The 17,709-nt window shown below is 63.4% G+C and carries 19 protein-coding genes and 1 tRNA gene; 10 read left to right on the forward strand and 10 right to left on the reverse strand.

The window, feature by feature from the left end; translation table 11 throughout:
- The first annotated feature begins 287 nt into the window (after nucleotides 1-287).
- On the forward strand, nucleotides 288-503 hold the full coding sequence (locus tag EN850_RS24825) for a hypothetical protein (protein ID WP_135882131.1): 216 nt from the start codon (nucleotides 288-290) through the stop codon (nucleotides 501-503).
- 44 nt (nucleotides 504-547) lie between these two features.
- Here the strand turns inward: EN850_RS24825 and EN850_RS24830 are convergent, their stop codons facing one another.
- The 5 genes from EN850_RS24830 to EN850_RS24850 all read right to left on the reverse strand — a co-directional run bounded on the left by EN850_RS24830 (nucleotide 548) and on the right by EN850_RS24850 (nucleotide 2,654).
- Nucleotides 548-916 carry a cell envelope integrity protein TolA gene (locus EN850_RS24830; RefSeq protein ID WP_136092478.1) on the reverse strand — a complete coding sequence of 123 codons (369 nt, stop codon included), beginning with the start codon at nucleotides 914-916 and terminating at the stop codon, nucleotides 548-550.
- A 15-nt stretch (nucleotides 917-931) separates the two neighbouring features.
- Nucleotides 932-1,234, reverse strand: a complete 303-nt coding sequence (locus EN850_RS24835; protein ID WP_135863110.1) for a hypothetical protein — start codon at nucleotides 1,232-1,234, stop codon at nucleotides 932-934.
- A gap of 450 nt (nucleotides 1,235-1,684) precedes the next feature.
- A tRNA-Glu gene (locus tag EN850_RS24840) sits at nucleotides 1,685-1,759 on the reverse strand.
- A gap of 90 nt (nucleotides 1,760-1,849) precedes the next feature.
- Entirely contained in the window at nucleotides 1,850-2,257 is a 408-nt protein-coding gene (locus EN850_RS24845) for a VOC family protein (RefSeq protein WP_136092479.1), read from the reverse strand.
- A 13-nt stretch (nucleotides 2,258-2,270) separates the two neighbouring features.
- Nucleotides 2,271-2,654: a fimbrial protein gene (locus EN850_RS24850; protein WP_136092480.1), complete on the reverse strand. Its 384-nt coding sequence runs from the start codon at nucleotides 2,652-2,654 to the stop codon at nucleotides 2,271-2,273.
- Between the two features lie 26 nt (nucleotides 2,655-2,680).
- Between EN850_RS24850 and EN850_RS24855 the strand changes: the two genes are divergently transcribed.
- Together EN850_RS24855 and rpoH are read left to right on the forward strand one after the other, a co-directional pair.
- Complete coding sequence (locus EN850_RS24855; RefSeq protein WP_136092481.1) at nucleotides 2,681-3,736, forward strand: RluA family pseudouridine synthase; 1,056 nt, start codon at nucleotides 2,681-2,683, stop codon at nucleotides 3,734-3,736.
- Nucleotides 3,737-3,926: 190 nt separating this feature from the next.
- Entirely contained in the window at nucleotides 3,927-4,838 is a 912-nt protein-coding gene (rpoH, locus tag EN850_RS24860; protein WP_015315375.1) for an RNA polymerase sigma factor RpoH, read from the forward strand.
- Between the two features lie 260 nt (nucleotides 4,839-5,098).
- On the opposite strand, the gene EN850_RS24865 is transcribed toward rpoH, so the two are convergent.
- The 4 genes from EN850_RS24865 to EN850_RS24880 all read right to left on the reverse strand — a co-directional run bounded on the left by EN850_RS24865 (nucleotide 5,099) and on the right by EN850_RS24880 (nucleotide 7,641).
- Nucleotides 5,099-5,971 (reverse strand): MBL fold metallo-hydrolase, encoded by an 873-nt coding sequence (locus EN850_RS24865; RefSeq protein WP_136092482.1) that lies wholly within the window; start codon nucleotides 5,969-5,971, stop codon nucleotides 5,099-5,101.
- A gap of 146 nt (nucleotides 5,972-6,117) precedes the next feature.
- Nucleotides 6,118-6,777 carry a peroxiredoxin gene (locus EN850_RS24870; protein WP_015315373.1) on the reverse strand — a complete coding sequence of 220 codons (660 nt, stop codon included), beginning with the start codon at nucleotides 6,775-6,777 and terminating at the stop codon, nucleotides 6,118-6,120.
- Between the two features lie 214 nt (nucleotides 6,778-6,991).
- Nucleotides 6,992-7,357: a cell division protein ZapA gene (locus EN850_RS24875; protein WP_127277837.1), complete on the reverse strand. Its 366-nt coding sequence runs from the start codon at nucleotides 7,355-7,357 to the stop codon at nucleotides 6,992-6,994.
- Between the two features lie 11 nt (nucleotides 7,358-7,368).
- Nucleotides 7,369-7,641 carry a DUF4164 domain-containing protein gene (locus tag EN850_RS24880; protein WP_015315371.1) on the reverse strand — a complete coding sequence of 91 codons (273 nt, stop codon included), beginning with the start codon at nucleotides 7,639-7,641 and terminating at the stop codon, nucleotides 7,369-7,371.
- Nucleotides 7,642-7,903: 262 nt separating this feature from the next.
- On the opposite strand from EN850_RS24880, the gene tkt reads away from it, so the two are divergent.
- The 7 genes from tkt to EN850_RS24915 all read left to right on the forward strand — a co-directional run bounded on the left by tkt (nucleotide 7,904) and on the right by EN850_RS24915 (nucleotide 17,474).
- A complete protein-coding gene (tkt, locus tag EN850_RS24885) occupies nucleotides 7,904-9,895 on the forward strand; it encodes a transketolase (RefSeq protein WP_135863119.1) in 1,992 nt (663 codons plus the stop codon).
- A gap of 205 nt (nucleotides 9,896-10,100) precedes the next feature.
- A complete protein-coding gene (gene gap, locus EN850_RS24890) occupies nucleotides 10,101-11,111 on the forward strand; it encodes a type I glyceraldehyde-3-phosphate dehydrogenase (protein WP_135863121.1) in 1,011 nt (336 codons plus the stop codon).
- A 186-nt stretch (nucleotides 11,112-11,297) separates the two neighbouring features.
- Entirely contained in the window at nucleotides 11,298-13,178 is a 1,881-nt protein-coding gene (locus EN850_RS24895; protein WP_136092483.1) for a potassium/proton antiporter, read from the forward strand.
- A 159-nt stretch (nucleotides 13,179-13,337) separates the two neighbouring features.
- Nucleotides 13,338-14,534, forward strand: a complete 1,197-nt coding sequence (locus EN850_RS24900) for a phosphoglycerate kinase (RefSeq protein WP_135929514.1) — start codon at nucleotides 13,338-13,340, stop codon at nucleotides 14,532-14,534.
- Nucleotides 14,535-14,682: 148 nt separating this feature from the next.
- The gene (locus EN850_RS24905; protein ID WP_135929515.1) at nucleotides 14,683-15,708 is read left to right on the forward strand and encodes a class I fructose-bisphosphate aldolase; all 1,026 of its coding nucleotides are present in this window, start codon (nucleotides 14,683-14,685) and stop codon (nucleotides 15,706-15,708) included.
- 177 nt (nucleotides 15,709-15,885) lie between these two features.
- Nucleotides 15,886-16,623, forward strand: a complete 738-nt coding sequence (locus EN850_RS24910) for a thioredoxin family protein (protein ID WP_135920026.1) — start codon at nucleotides 15,886-15,888, stop codon at nucleotides 16,621-16,623.
- A gap of 137 nt (nucleotides 16,624-16,760) precedes the next feature.
- Nucleotides 16,761-17,474 carry an SGNH/GDSL hydrolase family protein gene (locus EN850_RS24915; protein ID WP_136092484.1) on the forward strand — a complete coding sequence of 238 codons (714 nt, stop codon included), beginning with the start codon at nucleotides 16,761-16,763 and terminating at the stop codon, nucleotides 17,472-17,474.
- Nucleotides 17,475-17,501: 27 nt separating this feature from the next.
- On the opposite strand, the gene EN850_RS24920 is transcribed toward EN850_RS24915, so the two are convergent.
- Entirely contained in the window at nucleotides 17,502-17,663 is a 162-nt protein-coding gene (locus EN850_RS24920; protein ID WP_015315363.1) for a hypothetical protein, read from the reverse strand.
- Between the last annotated feature and the right edge of the window lie 46 nt (nucleotides 17,664-17,709).

Consider the following 17,709-nt stretch of genomic DNA (forward strand, 5'->3'; position numbering starts at 1 on the left):
CACGCTCTTTCGACTTGGATAAACTTTCACTAGATGAGCTGTATCTAATGCTTTAAGAATTCTTGCCTGAGCAGACCTTCATCTAGTGTAATATAGTTCGGCCTGTAAATTCGATATTACATTTTTATTTCAAGATTGAGACGAACCGGGAAACAACGGAGACAGCCCCGGGGTCGCGGCCGTCGGCAGGCCGATGCGTCGAGCCACGCGATCAATCAGGCGTTACCGCTGACTGGCCTTGAAACCTTTGCCCGTGCTGCTGCGTTGAAGGGCGAAGGAGAACGCAGATGTCGATCCACTTCACGGTATCGGAACTGACAAGAAACCTTTTTCACTCTCTCGGGCTGGATCACGACCGTGCCCCACGGCCGCTCAATGCCGAGCAAAACCTATTGCTGGAGTGCTATCTGGCCGGGCAGATTCCGGAATCGGCCTGGAGCGACTATGTCTTTGAGACACCGGACCTGGCACGGCATGCAGAACTGCGGCGCCTGAGCCATTGAACTGCCGGCTGGGGAAAAAGGCCCGGCAGCAATTGTCTTGAAAGCTATTTCTTGGGTGAAACGAGTTGCAACGTGAAGACGTTGCCGCCAATGCCTTGCGCCAGATCAGGTGAAAAATTCAGCGGCGTGCAATTCTTGACCGCGGCGACGGCCGCGTCGATGAACGACTTGCGCGCCTTCTCGTCCCCGGCCACCTTGGCCGCGGTTGGCCGCGGCGGACCGATCAGAGTGCCGTCGCGCTTGAAGCTGAAGCTCAGGGTTACAGTCGAATTCCCGGCATCGGCGGGCGGCGTCCAGCATGACTGGATCGCGGCTCCGACATCGTCCATGTTGTTGAGTGTTGCGGCATTCGACGGACAGACGATCCCTGTCGACATCACACCCGCAATGACCAGTTCGGCAACACCCTTCATCGCAAGCCCTCATCGTCACGACCAGCCGGCAATCCGCACGGGACCGCCGGGATCGATGGTAGAGCCAACACCGGCAATGGCAATATCCCTTGCCAAAAAGTTGTTCGGACAGAGCATGGCCAATGTGAGCCAATAGCCGAAAACAAAAAGGCCGGCACTGAGCCGACCTTTCCTTTTCACCTCGGCAGTTGCGCCAGTACATCCGTGGTCGCGGGCCGAAAGCGAATTGACCCCAATAGACAGGCTATTGGTAAACCAAACCTTAACGCGCCTGTCGTCCCACGCGCCCAGTCGGGAATCGCTGAGCCGCGAAGCCATCCTCTTGCGGCAGGACGGCCTATGCGACCGCCCTGAATTCGGCTTCTGGCACCGTCCCGAGACCCGCGCACTGCGCGCACACCATGGTCTTTCCGGGACAACCACTTTGATGCGTCCCTTGCGGGCAGCAATGCCCTTTTGACGCACGCCATCTGGAGCAATCGAAAACCTTGCCGCCGCCATGGCAGTGCGTGCATATCATCGTCACGGAAGTCATTCCAAACTCTACCCGACCCGAAATCCGCGTTGCCGCGAAAGCTACCCCGCCCCGCAAGTATCAGAGATCGCAGCGCTTTCAAGCGCCGCGGCCTGACTTAAATTGGGTGGATCCGGGCACACGACGTCCCCGGCTCTCGCGGCATTTGCGCGCTCTTTCGAGGCATGCAGAGCCCATGCCGGTACTGGCCGGTGTTGTTGGATTGTCTGGAGATCAACGACCGCGCCGTTGCTTGGTACGCCCAAGGGGAATCGAACCCCTGTTCCCGCCGTGAGAGGGCGGTGTCCTGACCGCTAGACGATGGGCGCGCTCAAGAAGGGGCGATATAGGCTGGCGGCTGGGAAAAAGCAACTGGGGTTCGGCGGCTTTGCGGCAGCGGACGAAAAACAGCCCGCAAGCTAGCGTTTCGGCTGGATCAGATCCCACAGATTGCCGTGGAGATCGGCGAAAACCGCCACCGTTCCATAGGGCTCAAAACGGGGCGCTTCGCGGAATTCGATGCCCTTCTCCAACATCGCGGCATGATCGCCGGCAAAATCGTCGGTTTCGAGGAAGAGAAAAACCCGGCCGCCGGTCTGGTTGCCGATGCTTTTCCTCTGCGCCTCGTCGGATGCCTCGGCAAGCAGCAGCCTGGCGCCCTGCCCGTTTGCCGGCGCGACGATCACCCAGCGTTTGCCGTCGCCGAGATCGACGTCCTCGAGCAGCAGAAAGCCCAGCCGGCCGACATACCAGGCGATCGCTTCGTCATAGTCGGCGACGACCAGCGCCACGGTCGCGACACGGCGATGTTCGGAGTATCCGGCCATCGTCTTTGCCTGTCTATTTGTTGCGGATTGCAAAACGGCCGATCAGGCGGCGCTCGGCGATGTCATAGACGAAGATCGCACGGCTGCCGTCGGCGAGATCGGCATCGATCGAAAGACGATCGCCCGACAGCGACTGGCTGACCACCTTGGCGCCCACCGGCAGCACGATATCGGCGCTGGCCGGCTCGCCCGCCGGCGTCTGGACGTCGCCGGACAGCGCCGGGTTGGCCGGCGGCGCCTTGCGTGATTTGTAGACAATCGCCGCGATCACCACCATAAGAGCCAGAAAGAGCAGGCCGAGATTAATGGCCATGAAGCGGATGAGCTTGCCGCGCAGCTTGTCGACCTCGGGGTCAAGCGGCTTTTCCTGTTCTTCATCGGCATCGGGCCGGGCCATGGCAAATATTCCAGAATGGTTTTTCGATGAGCGCTCATAGCGAAGAGGCCCCCGAATTGATAGAGGACCTGTTGATGGGGGCTGCGCCCACCTTGCTGGTCGCCGGCGCGGATGCGGCCGGCCAACGCCTGGACCAGTGGCTGGCGGCGGCCCTCGGCCCGGACATGTCACGCAGTCGCGTGCAGATGCTGATCAGGCAAGGCGCCGTCGTCATCGACGGCAAGCCGGTCGACGAAACCAAGCGCAAGATGAGCGCAGGCGAAAATGTTTCGGTCGCCATGCCGGAGCCGGAACCGGCGCAGCCACGGGGCGAGAACATCGCGCTCGACGTGCTCTATGAAGACGACGAACTGATCGTCATCAACAAGCCTGCCGGGCTGGTCGTGCACCCCGGCGCCGGCAACTGGACCGGCACGCTGGTCAATGCGCTGATCCACCATTGCGGCGACAGCCTGTCTGGGATCGGCGGAGTACGCCGGCCGGGCATCGTCCATCGCCTCGACAAGGAGACCAGCGGCGTCATGGTGGTCGCCAAGACCGACCGCGCCCACAAGGCGCTGTCGGAGGCCTTCGCCGACCACGGCCTGACGGGCGACCTCGAACGCGCCTACCTTGCGCTGGTCTGGGGCATACCCCAGAGGCCGACCGGAACGATCGACGCGCCGCTTGGCCGCGCCGCCGACCGGGTGCGCCGCGCTGTCGTGCCGGAAGGCCGCGACGACGCGCGCCACGCCGTCACCCGCTTTGCCGTGCAGGAGCGTTTCGGCGAGGACCAGCGGGAATTCGCCACCGCAAGCCTCGTCGAATGTCGGTTGGAAACCGGCCGCACCCACCAGATCCGCGTTCACATGGCCCATATCGGCCACCCCGTCATCGGCGACCCCGATTACGGCCTGGCGTTCCGCACCAAGGCCAACCGACTGCCGGAGCCCCTGAAAAGTCAGGTCAAGGCATTTTCCCGGCAAGCTTTGCATGCCTGGCTCCTTGCATTTCGGCATCCCACTACCCATCTAACGATGAGGTTCGAGGCGCCGATACCGGGGGACATGGAGGAACTCGTCGGCAGCTTTCGCAAACTCTGAACCTGCCATCAAAAAACCTGAGTGGCATTGTTCACTTCAACGTGACACACTGTTTCGTGTTGAACAAATGCCTGTCTTTTCTGGTTTTGTTCCTGTATAAGTTCTGATGTCGCGGGCGAGCCTTTTGGTGCTCGCGTCACATGCCCGCCGCGTTTCGGGGGCATCACTCCAATAGAGAGGGGGCGCTATCATGGCCCAGTCATTACCCAGTATCGTTTCCGGCGAAGGCGGCCTCAGCCGCTATCTGGAAGAAATCCGCCGCTTTCCCATGCTGCAGCCGCAGGAAGAGTACATGCTCGCCAAGCGTTACGCCGAGCACGAAGACACCACGGCCGCGCACAAGCTCGTCACCAGCCATTTGCGGCTCGTCGCCAAGATCGCCATGGGCTATCGCGGCTACGGCCTGCCGATCGGCGAGGTGATCTCGGAAGGCAATGTCGGCCTGATGCAGGCCGTCAAGAAATTCGAACCCGAGCGTGGTTTCCGTCTCGCCACCTACGCCATGTGGTGGATCAAGGCCTCGATCCAGGAATACATCCTGCGCTCGTGGAGCCTCGTCAAGATGGGCACGACTGCCAACCAGAAGCGTCTGTTCTTCAATCTCCGCAAGGTGAAGGGCAAGATCCAGGCGCTGGACGACGGAGACCTCAAGCCCGACCAGATCGCCGAGATCGCTACGCGGCTGAACGTTTCCGAGGCCGAAGTGGTGTCGATGAACCGCCGCCTGTCCGGCGACGCGTCCCTCAACGCGCCGATCCGGGCGACGGAAGGCGAGTCCGGCGAATGGCAGGACTGGCTGGTCGACGACCACGAAAGCCAGGAAGAGATGCTGATCGAGCAGGACGAGCTGGAAAACCGGCGCGGCATGCTGTCGGGCGCTCTGGCCGTGCTCAACGATCGCGAGCGGCGCATCTTCGAGGCGCGTCGTCTCGCCGAGGAGCCGCTCACTCTGGAAGAACTGTCGGCCGAGTTCGATATCAGCCGCGAGCGCGTTCGCCAGATCGAGGTGCGCGCCTTCGAGAAGGTGCAGGATGCCGTCAAGGCCGCCGCCAAGCGCCAGATGCAGGCGCTGCGTACCATCGAGGCACAGCCGGCGGCTTAAAGCCGGGATCAGCCAGGAATATCAAGGCGGCGTCAGGAAACTGGCGCCGCTTTTTTGTTTGGCGAAGCCGACGACACAGCCCTTTCTCCCCGTCACTCTACGGGGAGAAATGTCCGGCAGGACAATGAGGGGCGGCACCGAGATTGCGCGATTGCCACCGGCGCAGCAACTGCCAAACATCATCGCCAAACGTCGGCGCCGCCCCTCATCCGGCTGCCGCCACCTTCTCCCCGTATAGTGACGGGGAGAAGGACTAAACTTCACAACCCGTCCAGTGGAAATTTGAGGTACCGCCGGCCATTGGCTTCCGGTTCCGGCAGCCGGCCGCCATTCATGTTGACCTGCAGCGCATGCAGGATCAGCCGCGGCATCGGCAATGTGCGGTCGCGCGCCTCGCGTAGCGCCACGAACTCGGCCTCGGTGCGCGCGGCGACAAGATGGGTGTTGGTGGATTTCTGTATCGCCACGGTGCTTTCCCACAAGGGCTCGCGGCCACCGGGCTGATAGTCATGGCCGACGAAGACACGCGTCTCGTCGGGCAACGCCAGGATGCCCTGGATCGAGCGCCAGAGCCGTGCGGCGCTGCCGCCGGGGAAATCCGCCCTCGCCGTGCCGCTGTCGGGCATGAACATCGTGTCATGCACGAACGCCGCATCCCCCACCACATAGGTGATCGACGCCAGCGTATGTCCTGGCGAGAACAGCACCTTGACCGGAAGGGTTCCGATCCGGAACGTCTCGCCCTCGGCGAACAACCTGTCCCACTGCGTGCCGTCGGCGCGAAAATCGGGCCAGTTGTAGATGACCTTCCACAGGGCCTGGACGTCGACGATCCTGTCGCCGATCGCCATCGGCGCTCCGGTCTTCTGTTTGAGGTAATGCGCCGCCGAGATATGGTCGGCGTGCGGGTGGGTGTCGAGGATCCATTCGAGCTCCAGCCCGTTCTCCCCGACGAAACCGAGCAGGGCATCCGCGCTCCTCGTACCGGTTGCGCCGGATCTCTCGTCGAAATCCAGGATCGGATCGATGATGGCACATCGCTTCGTCGCCGGGTCCGTGACGACATACTGAATGGCCCCGGTCGGCTTGTCATAGAAGCCGCTGACCAAAGGCCTGGCCAAAGCTACATCCACGTCCGGCTCCCTCACCCCACGGCCGGCAGGAACGATTTTCTCCACCGGAACCCATTGCGGGCATGGTTGTCCGCTCCCGCGGGCCAGTCAAGCATGACTTGGCTCGCAGAAGCGGAAAAACCAAAAACGGTTGCGACGCGTTGGCTTCAGGCGGAAGGCTGTTTGGTCTTCCTGAGATAAGGCAGGATGGTCTCGTAGGCGCCGAAGCGCTTGATCGCATCCTCGTTGGAAACGGCGGCGGTGATGATGACGTCCTCGCCCTGCTTCCAGTTCGCCGGCGTCGCCACCTGGTGCTTGGCTGTGAGCTGCATGGAATCGACCGCGCGCAGGATCTCGTCGAAGTTGCGCCCTGTCGTCATCGGATAGGTCAGCACCAGCTTGATCTTCTTGTCCGGTCCAATGACGTAGACCGAGCGCACGGTGGCGTTGTCGGCGGGCGTGCGGCCTTCCGAGGTCTCGCCGGCGCCGCCTGGCAGCATGTCATAGAGCTTGGCGACCTTGAGGTCCTTGTCGCCGATCAGCGGATAATGCACCGAATGGCCGGTGGCCGTCTTGATGTCGTCCTGCCATTTGCCGTGGCTTTCGACCGGGTCGACCGAAATGCCGATGATCTTGACGTTGCGCTTCTTGAACTCGCCCTCGAGACCCGCCATCGTACCAAGCTCGGTCGTGCAGACCGGCGTGAAATTCTTCGGATGGCTGAACAGGATCGCCCAGCCGTCGCCGATCCAGTCATGGAATTTGATGGCTCCCTGCGTGGTTTCTGCGGTGAAGTCCGGCGCAATGTCGTTGATACGAAGACTCATGACCTATCCCTACCCCTTGTGAAATGTAGCCGGTATTCTTTTCGCCGGCCGGTGCCGGCACCCGATCGTAGCACCGCAGCGTGACTGATTAAACGCTGGAGATGACGGCTATTCAGCCGGCGGGCAAAAATTTTTCCGTGTCCGCGGATCGGGCGCGAAAAATAAGGCGCGACATCGGGCATGAGACAAACGCCAGGGATCGGCGAGGCGCGCCTCAGGCCTTGGTGATCGCCAGCGACGTCGCCAGATCTTCCATCCGCTGCGCCAGGGCGCCAAGCGCGCTGGTCAGCACGCTGTCACTCTTGTCGGCCTTGGTCAGCGCCTCGTCGCGCGTCTTGCGCAAGGTCAGCACTTCGCTTTCCATGCCCTTGACGCGCTTCTGCAGTTCGGAAAGCTCGTCCATCACCATGATGCCGGCCATGACGGTCAGCCGCTGGTCGCCGATCTCGCCAAAGGAATCCTTCAGATGCGAGACATAGCGGTCGAAGCGTTCGGCGAGATCGATCAGATGCTCTTCCTGGCCCTCGTCGCAGGCCATGCGGTACTGCTTGCCGTCGATTGAAACCGTGACCTGTGCCATCGGGCCAGCTCCTATCTGTCCAACACGGCGCGGATGGTTTCCATCGCGGTCACCAGCCGTCGCGAGACTTCCTTGTTGGCGTCTTCCAGCCGTTCGGCGCGCGCTTCGGAATTGTCGAGCTCCTGCGCCAGCCGGGAGCGATCGGCATTCATCCGCTGCACTTCGGCCTCGGCTTCCGAATAGTCTCGTTCATGCTCGAGCTTGGCCGCGACGGCATTTTCCAGCCCCTCGATGGCCTTGCTCAGCCTGGCGATTACTTCCTTGAGCGTGGTTTCCCCGGTCATGGCCTTCGTCCTGTGCCCTGCCCATCACCGAATCGTTCGCGTTCAGAACGCGTTATGTCAGAAACATTAGGCACCGGGTGAAGGCAACGTCAACAAAGCTCTCGCGACTGTCCCCCGCTAACGCTAATGTAGGCCCGCCGACGGCATCACAAGACCGGCAAATCTGCACCCGATTTGTTGACTAAAAGCCCGCGCCTGCTATGTGTCGCGCACCCTTTTCAAGGGCTCTCCCAAGCCCTCAAACCCCCACCTCGGAGGAACCATGACGTCGCGTGAACAACATGACCGGATGGCCAATGCGATCCGTTTTCTCTCCATGGACGCCGTCGAGAAGGCGAATTCCGGCCATCCCGGCCTGCCCATGGGCTGCGCCGACATCGCCACGGTGCTGTTCACCCGCTTCCTGAAATACGACCCCAAGGCCCCGCACTGGGCCGACCGTGACCGCTTCATCCTGTCGGCCGGCCATGGCTCGATGCTGCTCTACTCGTTGCTGCATCTGACAGGCTACGAAGACATGACCATCGACCAGATCAAGCACTTCCGCCAGTTGGGTTCGAAAACGGCGGGCCATCCCGAATACGGCCATGCCACCGGCATCGAGACCACGACCGGCCCGCTCGGCCAGGGCCTCGCCAATTCGGTCGGCTTCGCGCTCGGCGAGCGCATCATGAACGCCGCCTTCGGCAATGACCTCGTCGACCACTACACCTATGTGCTGGCCGGCGACGGCTGCCTGATGGAAGGTGTGTCCCAGGAAGCCATCGCGCTTGCCGGTCACCTCAAGCTCAACAAGCTGATCGTCTTCTGGGACAACAACAACATCTCGATCGATGGCCCGGTATCGCTCGCCGACAACACCGACCAGGTCGCCCGCTTCCAGGCCTCCGGCTGGAACGCCAGCCATATCGACGGCACCGATCCGGAAGCGATCGCCTATGCCATCGAAGCTGCCCGCCATTCCGACAAGCCGACGATGATCGCCTGCAAGACGACCATCGGCTTCGGCGCCCCGACCAAGGCCGGCACCAACAAGGCGCACGGTTCACCGCTCGGCGCCGACGAGATCGCGGGCGCGCGCAAGTTCTTCAACTGGGACTCGCCGCCCTTCGAGATTCCGGCTGACATCCTCGACGCCTGGCGCACCGCCGGCAAGGCCGGCGCCAAGCCGCGCACCGACTGGGAAGGCCGCCTGGCCAAGGCCGATCCGAAGCTGAAGGCCGAATTCGAGCGCCGCCTCGCCGGCAAGCTGCCGGGCAATTTCGACGCCGTCATCGCCGACTACAAGAAGAAGCTCTCGGCCGACAAGCCGAAGGTCGCCACCCGCAAATCGTCGGAAATGGCGCTCGAAGTGATCAATGGCGCGGTGCCGGAGACCATCGGCGGCTCGGCGGATCTGACCGGCTCCAACAACACCAAGACCAGCCAGACCAAGAACATCACGCCGGACGACTACGGCCAGCGCTATGTCCACTACGGCATCCGCGAGCATGGCATGGCTGCCGCGATCAACGGCTTGACGCTGCATGGCGGTCTCATCGCCTATGGCGGCACCTTCATGTGCTTCTCCGACTATGCCCGCCCCTCGATGCGGCTTGCCTCGCTTATGGGCATTCGCTCGATCTTCGTCATGACCCATGATTCCATTGGTCTGGGCGAAGACGGCCCGACCCACCAGCCGGTCGAGCACCTGGCGGCCCTGCGCGCCATCCCGAACCACAATGTGTTCCGTCCGGCCGACGCCGTGGAAACCGCCGAATGCTGGCAGATCGCGCTCGAATCCGAAAAGACGCCGTCGACGCTGGCGCTGACCCGGCAGAACCTGCCCACCGTCCGCACCGAGTTCACCGAAAAGAACCTGAGCAGCCAGGGCGCCTATGAACTCGCCGCCGCCAGCGGTGAAGCCGCGGTGACGATCTTCGCCTCCGGCTCCGAGGTTGAGATCGCGCTCGGCGCCCGCGACCTTCTGGAAAAGCATGGCCACCCGACCCGTGTCGTCTCGGTGCCCTGCTTCGAACTGTTCGACAAGCAGAGCGACGCCTATCGCAAGAAGACCATTGGCGACGCGCCGATCAAGATGGCGATCGAGGCCGGCATCCGCCAGGGCTGGGACCATCTCATCGGCTCCGATGGCATCTTCATCGGCATGACCGGCTTCGGCGCCTCCGGCACCATCGAGCAGCTCTATCCGCATTTCGGCATCACCGCCGATGCGGCTGCCAAGGCCGCTGAAGCCCGCCTTCACGGCAAGTGAGGCCCGGGCAGGTCGCCCAAAATTGCATCGCGGCGTTGGGAACGACATGCACCAAACAAAATCCGGCGAGATCGCGTGAAAAGCGGTTTCGCCGAACTGGCCTAACCTAATCGATTTAAATCTGGCCCGCTGCGGCTGGATTCTTCGCCCGTCCGCCGCTATGAAGCTGCGGACCAATCGCCTTCCAGCTCCCAGGGAGAGAATAATGACCGTCAGAGTTGCCATCAACGGATTTGGCCGCATCGGCCGCAACATCCTGCGCGCCATCCATGAGTCCGGCCGCAAGGACATCGAGGTCGTCGCCGTCAATGATCTCGGCCCGGTCGAGACCAATGCCCACCTGCTGCGCTTTGACAGCGTGCACGGCCGCTTCCCCCATGAAGTGTCGGTCGACGGCGACCAGATCACCGTCGGCAAGGAGAAGTTCAAGGTCACGGCGATCAAGGACCCGACACAGTTGCCGTGGAAGGAACTCGGCGTCGACATCGCGCTCGAATGCACCGGCATCTTCACCGCCCGCGACAAGGCCGCCGCGCACCTGACCGCCGGCGCCAAGCGCGTGCTGGTCTCGGCTCCCGCCGACGGCGCCGACCTCACCGTCGTCTACGGCATCAATCACGACAAGCTGACCAAGGACCACATCGTCATCTCGAATGCGTCCTGCACCACCAACTGCCTGGCGCCGCTTGCGGCCGTCCTGCATGAAACGGTCGGCATCGAAAAGGGCATGATGACGACGATCCATTCCTATACGGGCGACCAGCCGACGCTGGACACCATGCACAAGGATCTCTACCGCGCCCGCGCCGCCGCCCTGTCGCAGATCCCGACCTCGACCGGTGCCGCCAAGGCGATCGGCCTCGTGCTGCCCGATCTCAAGGGCAAGCTCGACGGGATCTCGATCCGCGTGCCGACGCCGAATGTCTCGGTCGTCGACTTCAAGTTCATCGCCAAGCGCGCGACCACGGTCCAGGAAATCAACGAAGCGGTCATCGCCGCCTCCAACGGCAAGCTGAAGGGCATCCTCGGCGTTACCCATCACCCGAACGTGTCGATCGACTTCAACCACGATCCGCGCTCCTCGATCATGGCGCTCGACCAGACCAAGGTGATGGACGGCAACTTCGTTTCGGTGCTGTCGTGGTACGACAATGAATGGGGCTTCTCCAACCGCATGAGCGACACCGCCGTGGCTTTCGGCAAGACCATCGCCTGATCGAGGATCTGTCTTCCCGACACTCGAAACGCCCGGCTTCGTCCGGGCGTTTTCGTTTGCCGGAGCAGCAACGCGAAAATCGGCGGCGCGGGGCAAAAAACCACCCTCCCGCCTTGCACTGGTCACGCCTTCGCCCCACTCTCCCGTAAAGCCAGCAAGCAGAGGAATTCGAGGGGCAAATCACGGATGGAGCATGCGATCTATCTCGTTACGCTGGTCGGCACGGCGCTTGTTGTCGCCGCCGCGTTTTCGAGCCTGATCGCCTTCCGCTTCGGCGCCCCGCTCCTGCTCCTGTTTCTGTGCATCGGGCTCGCCACCGGAGCCGACGGCCTCGGCATCCAGTTCGACAACGCCCGTATCGCCTATTTTGCCGGCTCACTGGCGCTCGCCGTCATTCTGTTCGATTCCGGTTTCGGCACGCCGCTCAACGCCTTGCGGCAGGCGGCAGGACCGGCCCTGTCGCTGGCGACCTTCGGCGTGCTACTCACCACCGGCCTGTTCGGCGCCGCCGCCAACTATCTGCTCGATCTCAGCTGGCTGGAATCCTTCCTGCTCGGTGCCGCCGTCGCCTCGACCGACGCGGCGGCGGTGTTCTTCCTGCTGCGCGCCGGCGAGATCAATCTGCGCGAGCGCGTGCGCTCCACGCTCGAGGTGGAATCGGGCACCAACGATCCGATCGCCATCTTCCTGACCATCACGCTGGTCGAGATCATCGCCGCCCACGCCAATCCCGAAGCCAATGTCCTGGTCACCAACCTGATCCTCGGCTTCCTCGTCAACATGGGCCTCGGCGCCATCGTCGGCGTGCTTGGCGGCCTCGCCATCGTACGCCTGGTCGATCGGCTCAACCTCGACCATGGCCTGCTGCCGATCTTCGTGCTGACCCTGTCGCTGATGGTCTTCGCGGCCGCCGGCGCGATTGGCGGCTCGGGCTTCCTGGCGGTCTATATCGCCGGGCTCATCGCAGGCAATTCCGACATCCGCGCCGTCACCATCCTGAAGCGCTTCCAGGACGGCATGTCGTGGCTGGCGCAGATCATCATGTTCCTCATCCTCGGCCTGTTCGCCACGCCCTCGCAATTTCCGGCGATCATGGTGCCTGCGATAGCGCTTGGCCTGTTCCTGATGTTCATTGCCAGACCTGTCGCCGTGTGGCTCTGCCTGATCCCATTCCGCCTGCCGCGTCCCGAAGTCGCCTTCGTCTCCTGGGTCGGCCTGCGCGGCGCCGTCTCGATCCTGCTCGCCATCACACCGCTGCTCGGCGGGCTGGAGAACGGCCGCAGCATCTTCAACGCCGCCTTCATCATCGTTCTGGTGTCGCTGGTCATCCAGGGCTGGACGGTCGGCCCGCTGGCGCGTCGCCTCGGTCTGATCGTGCCGGCGCGGCTCGGACCGCTGGACAAGGTCGAACTGGAACTGCCTGGCTCCGCGCATCACGAGCTCCTTGCCTATCGCGTGGCGCCGGGCAGCCCGGTGGCGCGCGGCGAGCGCATCCCGCGCTGGGCCCGGCCCTCGCTGGTGCTGCGTGACGGCCGTTCGATGCGTTTCCAGGACATGGGCCGGCTCGCCGCCGGCGATCAGGTCTACATCTTCGTGCCCGACCGCTATCCGCGCCTGCTCGACAAGCTGTTTGCCAGCCGCGCCGTAGTCGACCCGGAGGATGCCGATTTCTTCGGTGCCTTCGCCGTCGATCCGGCGCGTTCCGCAGCCGAACTGGAAGCCGCCTATGCGCCCGGTCTCACCGAGGCCGAGCAGAAACAGACCGTCGGCGCGCTGGTCACGGCGCGGCTCGGCGGCCATGCCGAATATGCCGACCGCGTGCTGCTCGGCCCGATCGAGCTGATCGTCAGGGATGTCGACGACAAGGGCAGAATAACGGGCCTCGGCCTGTCCTTCGAGCCGACCGCGCCGGTGGCGCGGGTGCCGGTCTTCCTCAGCGCCGGCGAGATGGGCGACCGTCTGAGCGCCTTTATCCGCAACTGGCGCAAGCCGGCCGAGGCGCAGGTGGCGGCACAAGCGGATGACACCCCTGAGCCGCCGGTCGAGAAGGCATCGGTCGAACGCTGACTCGGGCGACCGTTTGCACCGCCCCCACATACGCCGGAGTGGTATTCACGGACTATGTCCGCGCCGGTCTCAAAATTTCGCATCCGACCTCGGCCTAAGCCTTGCATCGCCGCCGATGCGGGGTATGGTCCCGGCGATTTTCAGACGAAAGGGACCGGCATGGCTGCCTTCAAGACACTGGACGACATCGGCAACATAAGCGGCAAGCGCGTGCTGGTGCGCGTCGACCTCAACGTTCCCGTCGCCGACGGCAAGGTCACCGACGCCACCCGCATCGAGCGCATCGCGCCGACCATCGCCGAATTGTCCGGCAAGGGTGCCAAGGTCATCCTGCTCGCCCATTTCGGCCGGCCCAAGGATGGCCCCTCGGCCGAATTCTCGCTGGAGCCTATCGCCAGGGCCACCGCGCAGGTGCTCGGCCGCCCCGTCGGCTTCGCCTCCGATTGCGTCGGCGACACGGCGGGCAGCGCTGTCGCCGCCATGGACAAGGGCGACGTGCTGCTGCTCGAAAACACCCGCTTCTACAAGGCCGAGGAGAAGAACGATCCCGCCTTTGCCGAACGGCTCGCCGCCAATGGCGACATCTTCGTCAACGACGCCTTTTCGGCGGCCCACCGGGCGCACGCCTCGACGGAAGGGCTGGCGCGCCTGCTGCCATCCTTTGCCGGCCGCACCATGCAGGCCGAACTCGAGGCGCTGGAGAAGGGCCTGGGCAATCCGGTGCGTCCGGTCGTCGCCATCGTCGGTGGCGCCAAGGTCTCGACCAAGATCGACCTGTTAATGAACCTGGTGAAGAAAGTCGACGCGCTGGTTATCGGTGGCGGCATGGCCAACACCTTCCTCGCCGCGCGCGGCACCGATGTCGGCAAGTCGCTTTGCGAGCATGACCTGGCCCCGACCGCCAAGCAGATCATGATCGAGGCCGCCGAAGCCGGCTGCGCCATCATCCTGCCGGTCGACGGCGTCGTCGCCAAGCAGTTCAAGGCGGGCGCCGCCTGCGAGACCGTCGCCATCTCCGACGTGCCGGCCGACGGCATGATCCTCGATGTCGGCGCCAAGACCGTGACGACGATCGGCGAATGGATCGACCGCGCGGCGACGCTGGTCTGGAACGGTCCGCTCGGCGCCTTCGAGATCGAGCCGTTCGATCACGCCACGGTGGCGGCGGCCAAACATGCGGCCGCGCGCACAAAGGCCGGCAAGCTGGTCTCGGTCGCCGGCGGCGGCGATACGGTGGCGGCGCTCAACCATGCCGGTGTCGCCGACGACTTCACCTATGTCTCGACCGCCGGCGGCGCCTTCCTGGAGTGGATGGAAGGCAAGCCGTTGCCCGGCGTCGACGTGCTGAAGCGCTGAAGCGTTCGGCGGCTCCCCGGCAATCCGATCAACTCGAAGGGAGCCGGCGGCGGCGCCGGCGACTTTCAATCGATTCGAGCTTTCCGGCGTCATTCCTTTGGCGGTAGTGTTCTGCTAGGCGCAGATCAACCGGTTCAGGAGAAGCAGAATGAGCGAACGTCTCGAAGACATTGCCGCCGCGATCGTGGCCAACGGCAAGGGCCTTTTGGCCGCCGACGAAAGCTCCGGCACCATCAAGAAGCGCTTCGACGTCATCGGCGTCGAATCGACCGCCGACAGTCGCCGCGACTATCGCGAGATGATGTTCCGCGCCAAGGACGCGATGACCAGGTACATTTCCGGCGTCATCCTCTATGACGAGACCATCCGCCAGAAGGCCGCCGACGGCACGCCTCTGGTCGACATCATCAAGGCGTCAGGCGCCATTCCCGGCATCAAGGTCGATGCCGGCGCCAAGCCGCTGGCCGGATTTCCCGGCGACACCGTCACCGAAGGCCTCGACGGACTGCGCGAACGGCTTGCCGACTATTACAAGCTCGGCGCCCGTTTCGCCAAATGGCGCGCGGTGATCGACATCGACACCGCCAAGGGCGTCCCCTCGGCCACCTCGATCGGCGCGAACACCCATGCGCTCGCCCGCTATGCCGCCCTTTGCCAGGAAGCCGGCATCGTGCCGATCGTCGAGCCTGAAGTGCTGATGGACGGCGCCCACGACATCGGCACCTGCTACGAGGTTTCCAAGGCGACGCTGACAAGGCTCTATGACGAACTCTACGCGGCCCGCGTCGTGCTTGAAGGCACGATCCTGAAGCCGAACATGGTCCTGTCGGGCAAGAAGTCGGGCACCGTGGACAGTCCCGAGCACGTCGCCGAAAAGACCATAAAGCTGTTCCGCGAGACAGTGCCGGCGGCGGTACCGGGCATCGCCTTCCTCTCCGGCGGCCAAGAGGACGAGGAGGCGACCGCCAACCTCAACGCCATCAACGCCATCGGCCCACACCCGTGGAAGCTGACCTTCTCCTACGGCCGCGCGCTGCAGGCCGCGCCGCAGAAGGCTTGGAGCGGCAAGGCATCGAACATCGCCGCCGGCCAGGCCGCCTTCACCCATCGCGCCCACATGAACCATCTGGCCGCACTCGGTAAATGGAAGGCGAGCCTGGAACAGGCTGCCTGAAGACCCCCTGCTATCCCTTCCCTTCAAACCCGGGCCGACGTGCCCGGGTTTTTGTTTTGGCGCGCCGGCCTTGGGGCGAGGCATTCGCATTCTTATTTCCTCTGGGCATTCCTGGCAGCGGCGATGTCGGCTCGCGCCCATCCCGTTCGTCCTTGGGGTGCAGACAGGGAGAAGTACATGCATCGCAACAAGGTCGTTTCGCGCGAAGACTGGTTCGAGGCCCACAAGGCACATCTAAACCGCGAGAAGGAACTGACGCGGTTACGCGAACGCGTTGCGGCCGAGCGGCGGCAGCTACCCTGGCTGAAGGTGCGGAAGGATTATGTCTTCGAGACGGAACACGGACCAAAGAAACTGGCCGATCTCTTCGCCGGCCGCAGCCAGCTGATCGTCTATCACTTCGTGTTCGCGCCGGGCTCGACGCATCACTGCGAGAGCTGTGCCTTCGTCGCCGATCACATCGACGGCGCCAACCAGCATCTCAGGCATCATGACGTGTCGCTTGTCGTGATCGCGCGCGCGCCGCTCGCCGAGCTGCTGCCTTACAAGCAGCGCATGGGATGGAAATTCGACTGGGTGTCCTCCTATGCCTCGGATTTCAACTTCGACATGCAGGTCTCCTTCACCGACAGGCAGATCGCCTCCGGCGAAGCCGTCTATAACTTCGAGACACCGGTATCGACGTCGAAGGACCTGCCTGGCACCACTGTCTTCTACAGGGAGGAAGCCGGTGACATCTTCCTGACCTTCATGTCGCGCGCCCGTGGCAGCGAGCAGTTCATCGGCGCCTATCAATATCTCGACATGGCGCCGAAAGGCCGCGGCGAGACCGGCCCCTATGGCACTTCGATGGACTGGGTGCGGTTGCACGACGACTATGGAAACAGGTCGCTGCAGGACGACGCTTGCCCCTAGGGCAATTTCAGAAAAAGCGTGAAACGGTTTCCCGTCCGGAATTGCGCCAAAACAAAGGGCATGGGTCGATGAGGCGGGATCCGTTCACGCCGATCAAAACATGCGCTAAGGCTGCCTCGTCATTTCACGGTATTGCCATGCGTTTCCCGACCGTCCTCACCTGGCTCGCCTTCCCGGTCTATGTCTGGCAGGGGTTGGGCGTGCGCCGCCGCACCTCGCGCATGCTGCCGGCGCAAGGCCCGGTCATGCACGAGATCTCGGGCCAGGCCCCGGTGATCTCGCTGCTGGTCCTGGGCGATTCCTCCGCCGCGTCGGTCGGCATCGGCAATTCCGAAAACGGCCTTGCCGCGCAGCTCGCCGTGCTGATTGCGCAGCGCACGGGCAGCGCTGTGCGCTGGCGTGCCGCCGGCTTCAATTCGGCGACATCTGGCCAGATCCGCGACCATGTCCTGCCCAACCTGTCGGCCGATCCGTGGACGCATATCGTGCTCGCCATCGGCACCAACGACACCAAGAATTTTCATTCCGTGCCGCGCTTCAAGAAGGAGTTCGGCGGCCTGCTCTACGCGCTGCGCGCCAAATGGCCGGAGGCGCGCGTGATATGGTCGCCGGTGCTGGAGTTCACGCGCGCGCCGGCCATGCCGTCGCTGCTCGGCAAGATCCTCGAGGTCCGCGCCACCGCGATGAACCGGATGGGCGAACGCCTCTGCCTGGAACGCGGCGCGGTGCCAGCGCCGCGCCTGCCGATCACCAACCCTGAAGCCGGTTTTGCCTCCGACGGGTTCCATGCCTCGGAGGCCGGCTACCGGGCCTGGGCGGAACATCTCGTCGACCCTGTGCTTGGCGACTGAATATCTATGGCCAAGCGGCGCGACAGCTTAGGTCAAATGCCCGAGCACGGCCGCCAGCGAAATCGCCGCCATGGCAAGAAGCGCCAATTTCCAGAAATCGCCGCGTCGCCTGAGCCCGGGCCAACCGAGCGGCTTGATGAGCTGGATCACCATGAACCCGACGATGACAAGGGCGAGGAGTTTCGTCATGCCGCCTTTGACCAGCAACGCCGTCACCTGTCAAAGCGGTTTCGCT

The organism is Mesorhizobium sp. M8A.F.Ca.ET.207.01.1.1, assembly GCF_004794715.1.
In the GTDB taxonomy this organism is placed as follows: Bacteria; Pseudomonadota; Alphaproteobacteria; order Rhizobiales; family Rhizobiaceae; genus Mesorhizobium.

What these genes read in the sequence shown, in the direction of transcription:
- EN850_RS24880 (WP_015315371.1), bottom strand. Translation starts at nt 7,641, where the DNA reads ATGACCGGGGAAACCACGCTCAAGGAAGTAATCGCCAGGCTGAGCAAG.
- rpoH (WP_015315375.1), top strand. Translation starts at nt 3,927, where the DNA reads ATGGCCCAGTCATTACCCAGTATCGTTTCCGGCGAAGGCGGCCTCAGC.
- EN850_RS24850 (WP_136092480.1), bottom strand. Translation starts at nt 2,654, where the DNA reads ATGGCCCGGCCCGATGCCGATGAAGAACAGGAAAAGCCGCTTGACCCC.
- EN850_RS24905 (WP_135929515.1), top strand. Translation starts at nt 14,683, where the DNA reads ATGAGCGAACGTCTCGAAGACATTGCCGCCGCGATCGTGGCCAACGGC.
- EN850_RS24825 (WP_135882131.1), top strand. Translation starts at nt 288, where the DNA reads ATGTCGATCCACTTCACGGTATCGGAACTGACAAGAAACCTTTTTCAC.
- EN850_RS24835 (WP_135863110.1), bottom strand. Translation starts at nt 1,234, where the DNA reads ATGGCTTCGCGGCTCAGCGATTCCCGACTGGGCGCGTGGGACGACAGG.
- EN850_RS24870 (WP_015315373.1), bottom strand. Translation starts at nt 6,777, where the DNA reads ATGAGTCTTCGTATCAACGACATTGCGCCGGACTTCACCGCAGAAACC.
- EN850_RS24830 (WP_136092478.1), bottom strand. Translation starts at nt 916, where the DNA reads ATGAAGGGTGTTGCCGAACTGGTCATTGCGGGTGTGATGTCGACAGGG.
- EN850_RS24915 (WP_136092484.1), top strand. Translation starts at nt 16,761, where the DNA reads ATGCGTTTCCCGACCGTCCTCACCTGGCTCGCCTTCCCGGTCTATGTC.
- tkt (WP_135863119.1), top strand. Translation starts at nt 7,904, where the DNA reads ATGACGTCGCGTGAACAACATGACCGGATGGCCAATGCGATCCGTTTT.
- EN850_RS24910 (WP_135920026.1), top strand. Translation starts at nt 15,886, where the DNA reads ATGCATCGCAACAAGGTCGTTTCGCGCGAAGACTGGTTCGAGGCCCAC.
- EN850_RS24845 (WP_136092479.1), bottom strand. Translation starts at nt 2,257, where the DNA reads ATGGCCGGATACTCCGAACATCGCCGTGTCGCGACCGTGGCGCTGGTC.
- EN850_RS24875 (WP_127277837.1), bottom strand. Translation starts at nt 7,357, where the DNA reads ATGGCACAGGTCACGGTTTCAATCGACGGCAAGCAGTACCGCATGGCC.
- EN850_RS24920 (WP_015315363.1), bottom strand. Translation starts at nt 17,663, where the DNA reads ATGACGAAACTCCTCGCCCTTGTCATCGTCGGGTTCATGGTGATCCAG.
- EN850_RS24895 (WP_136092483.1), top strand. Translation starts at nt 11,298, where the DNA reads ATGGAGCATGCGATCTATCTCGTTACGCTGGTCGGCACGGCGCTTGTT.
- EN850_RS24855 (WP_136092481.1), top strand. Translation starts at nt 2,681, where the DNA reads ATGAGCGCTCATAGCGAAGAGGCCCCCGAATTGATAGAGGACCTGTTG.
- gap (WP_135863121.1), top strand. Translation starts at nt 10,101, where the DNA reads ATGACCGTCAGAGTTGCCATCAACGGATTTGGCCGCATCGGCCGCAAC.
- EN850_RS24900 (WP_135929514.1), top strand. Translation starts at nt 13,338, where the DNA reads ATGGCTGCCTTCAAGACACTGGACGACATCGGCAACATAAGCGGCAAG.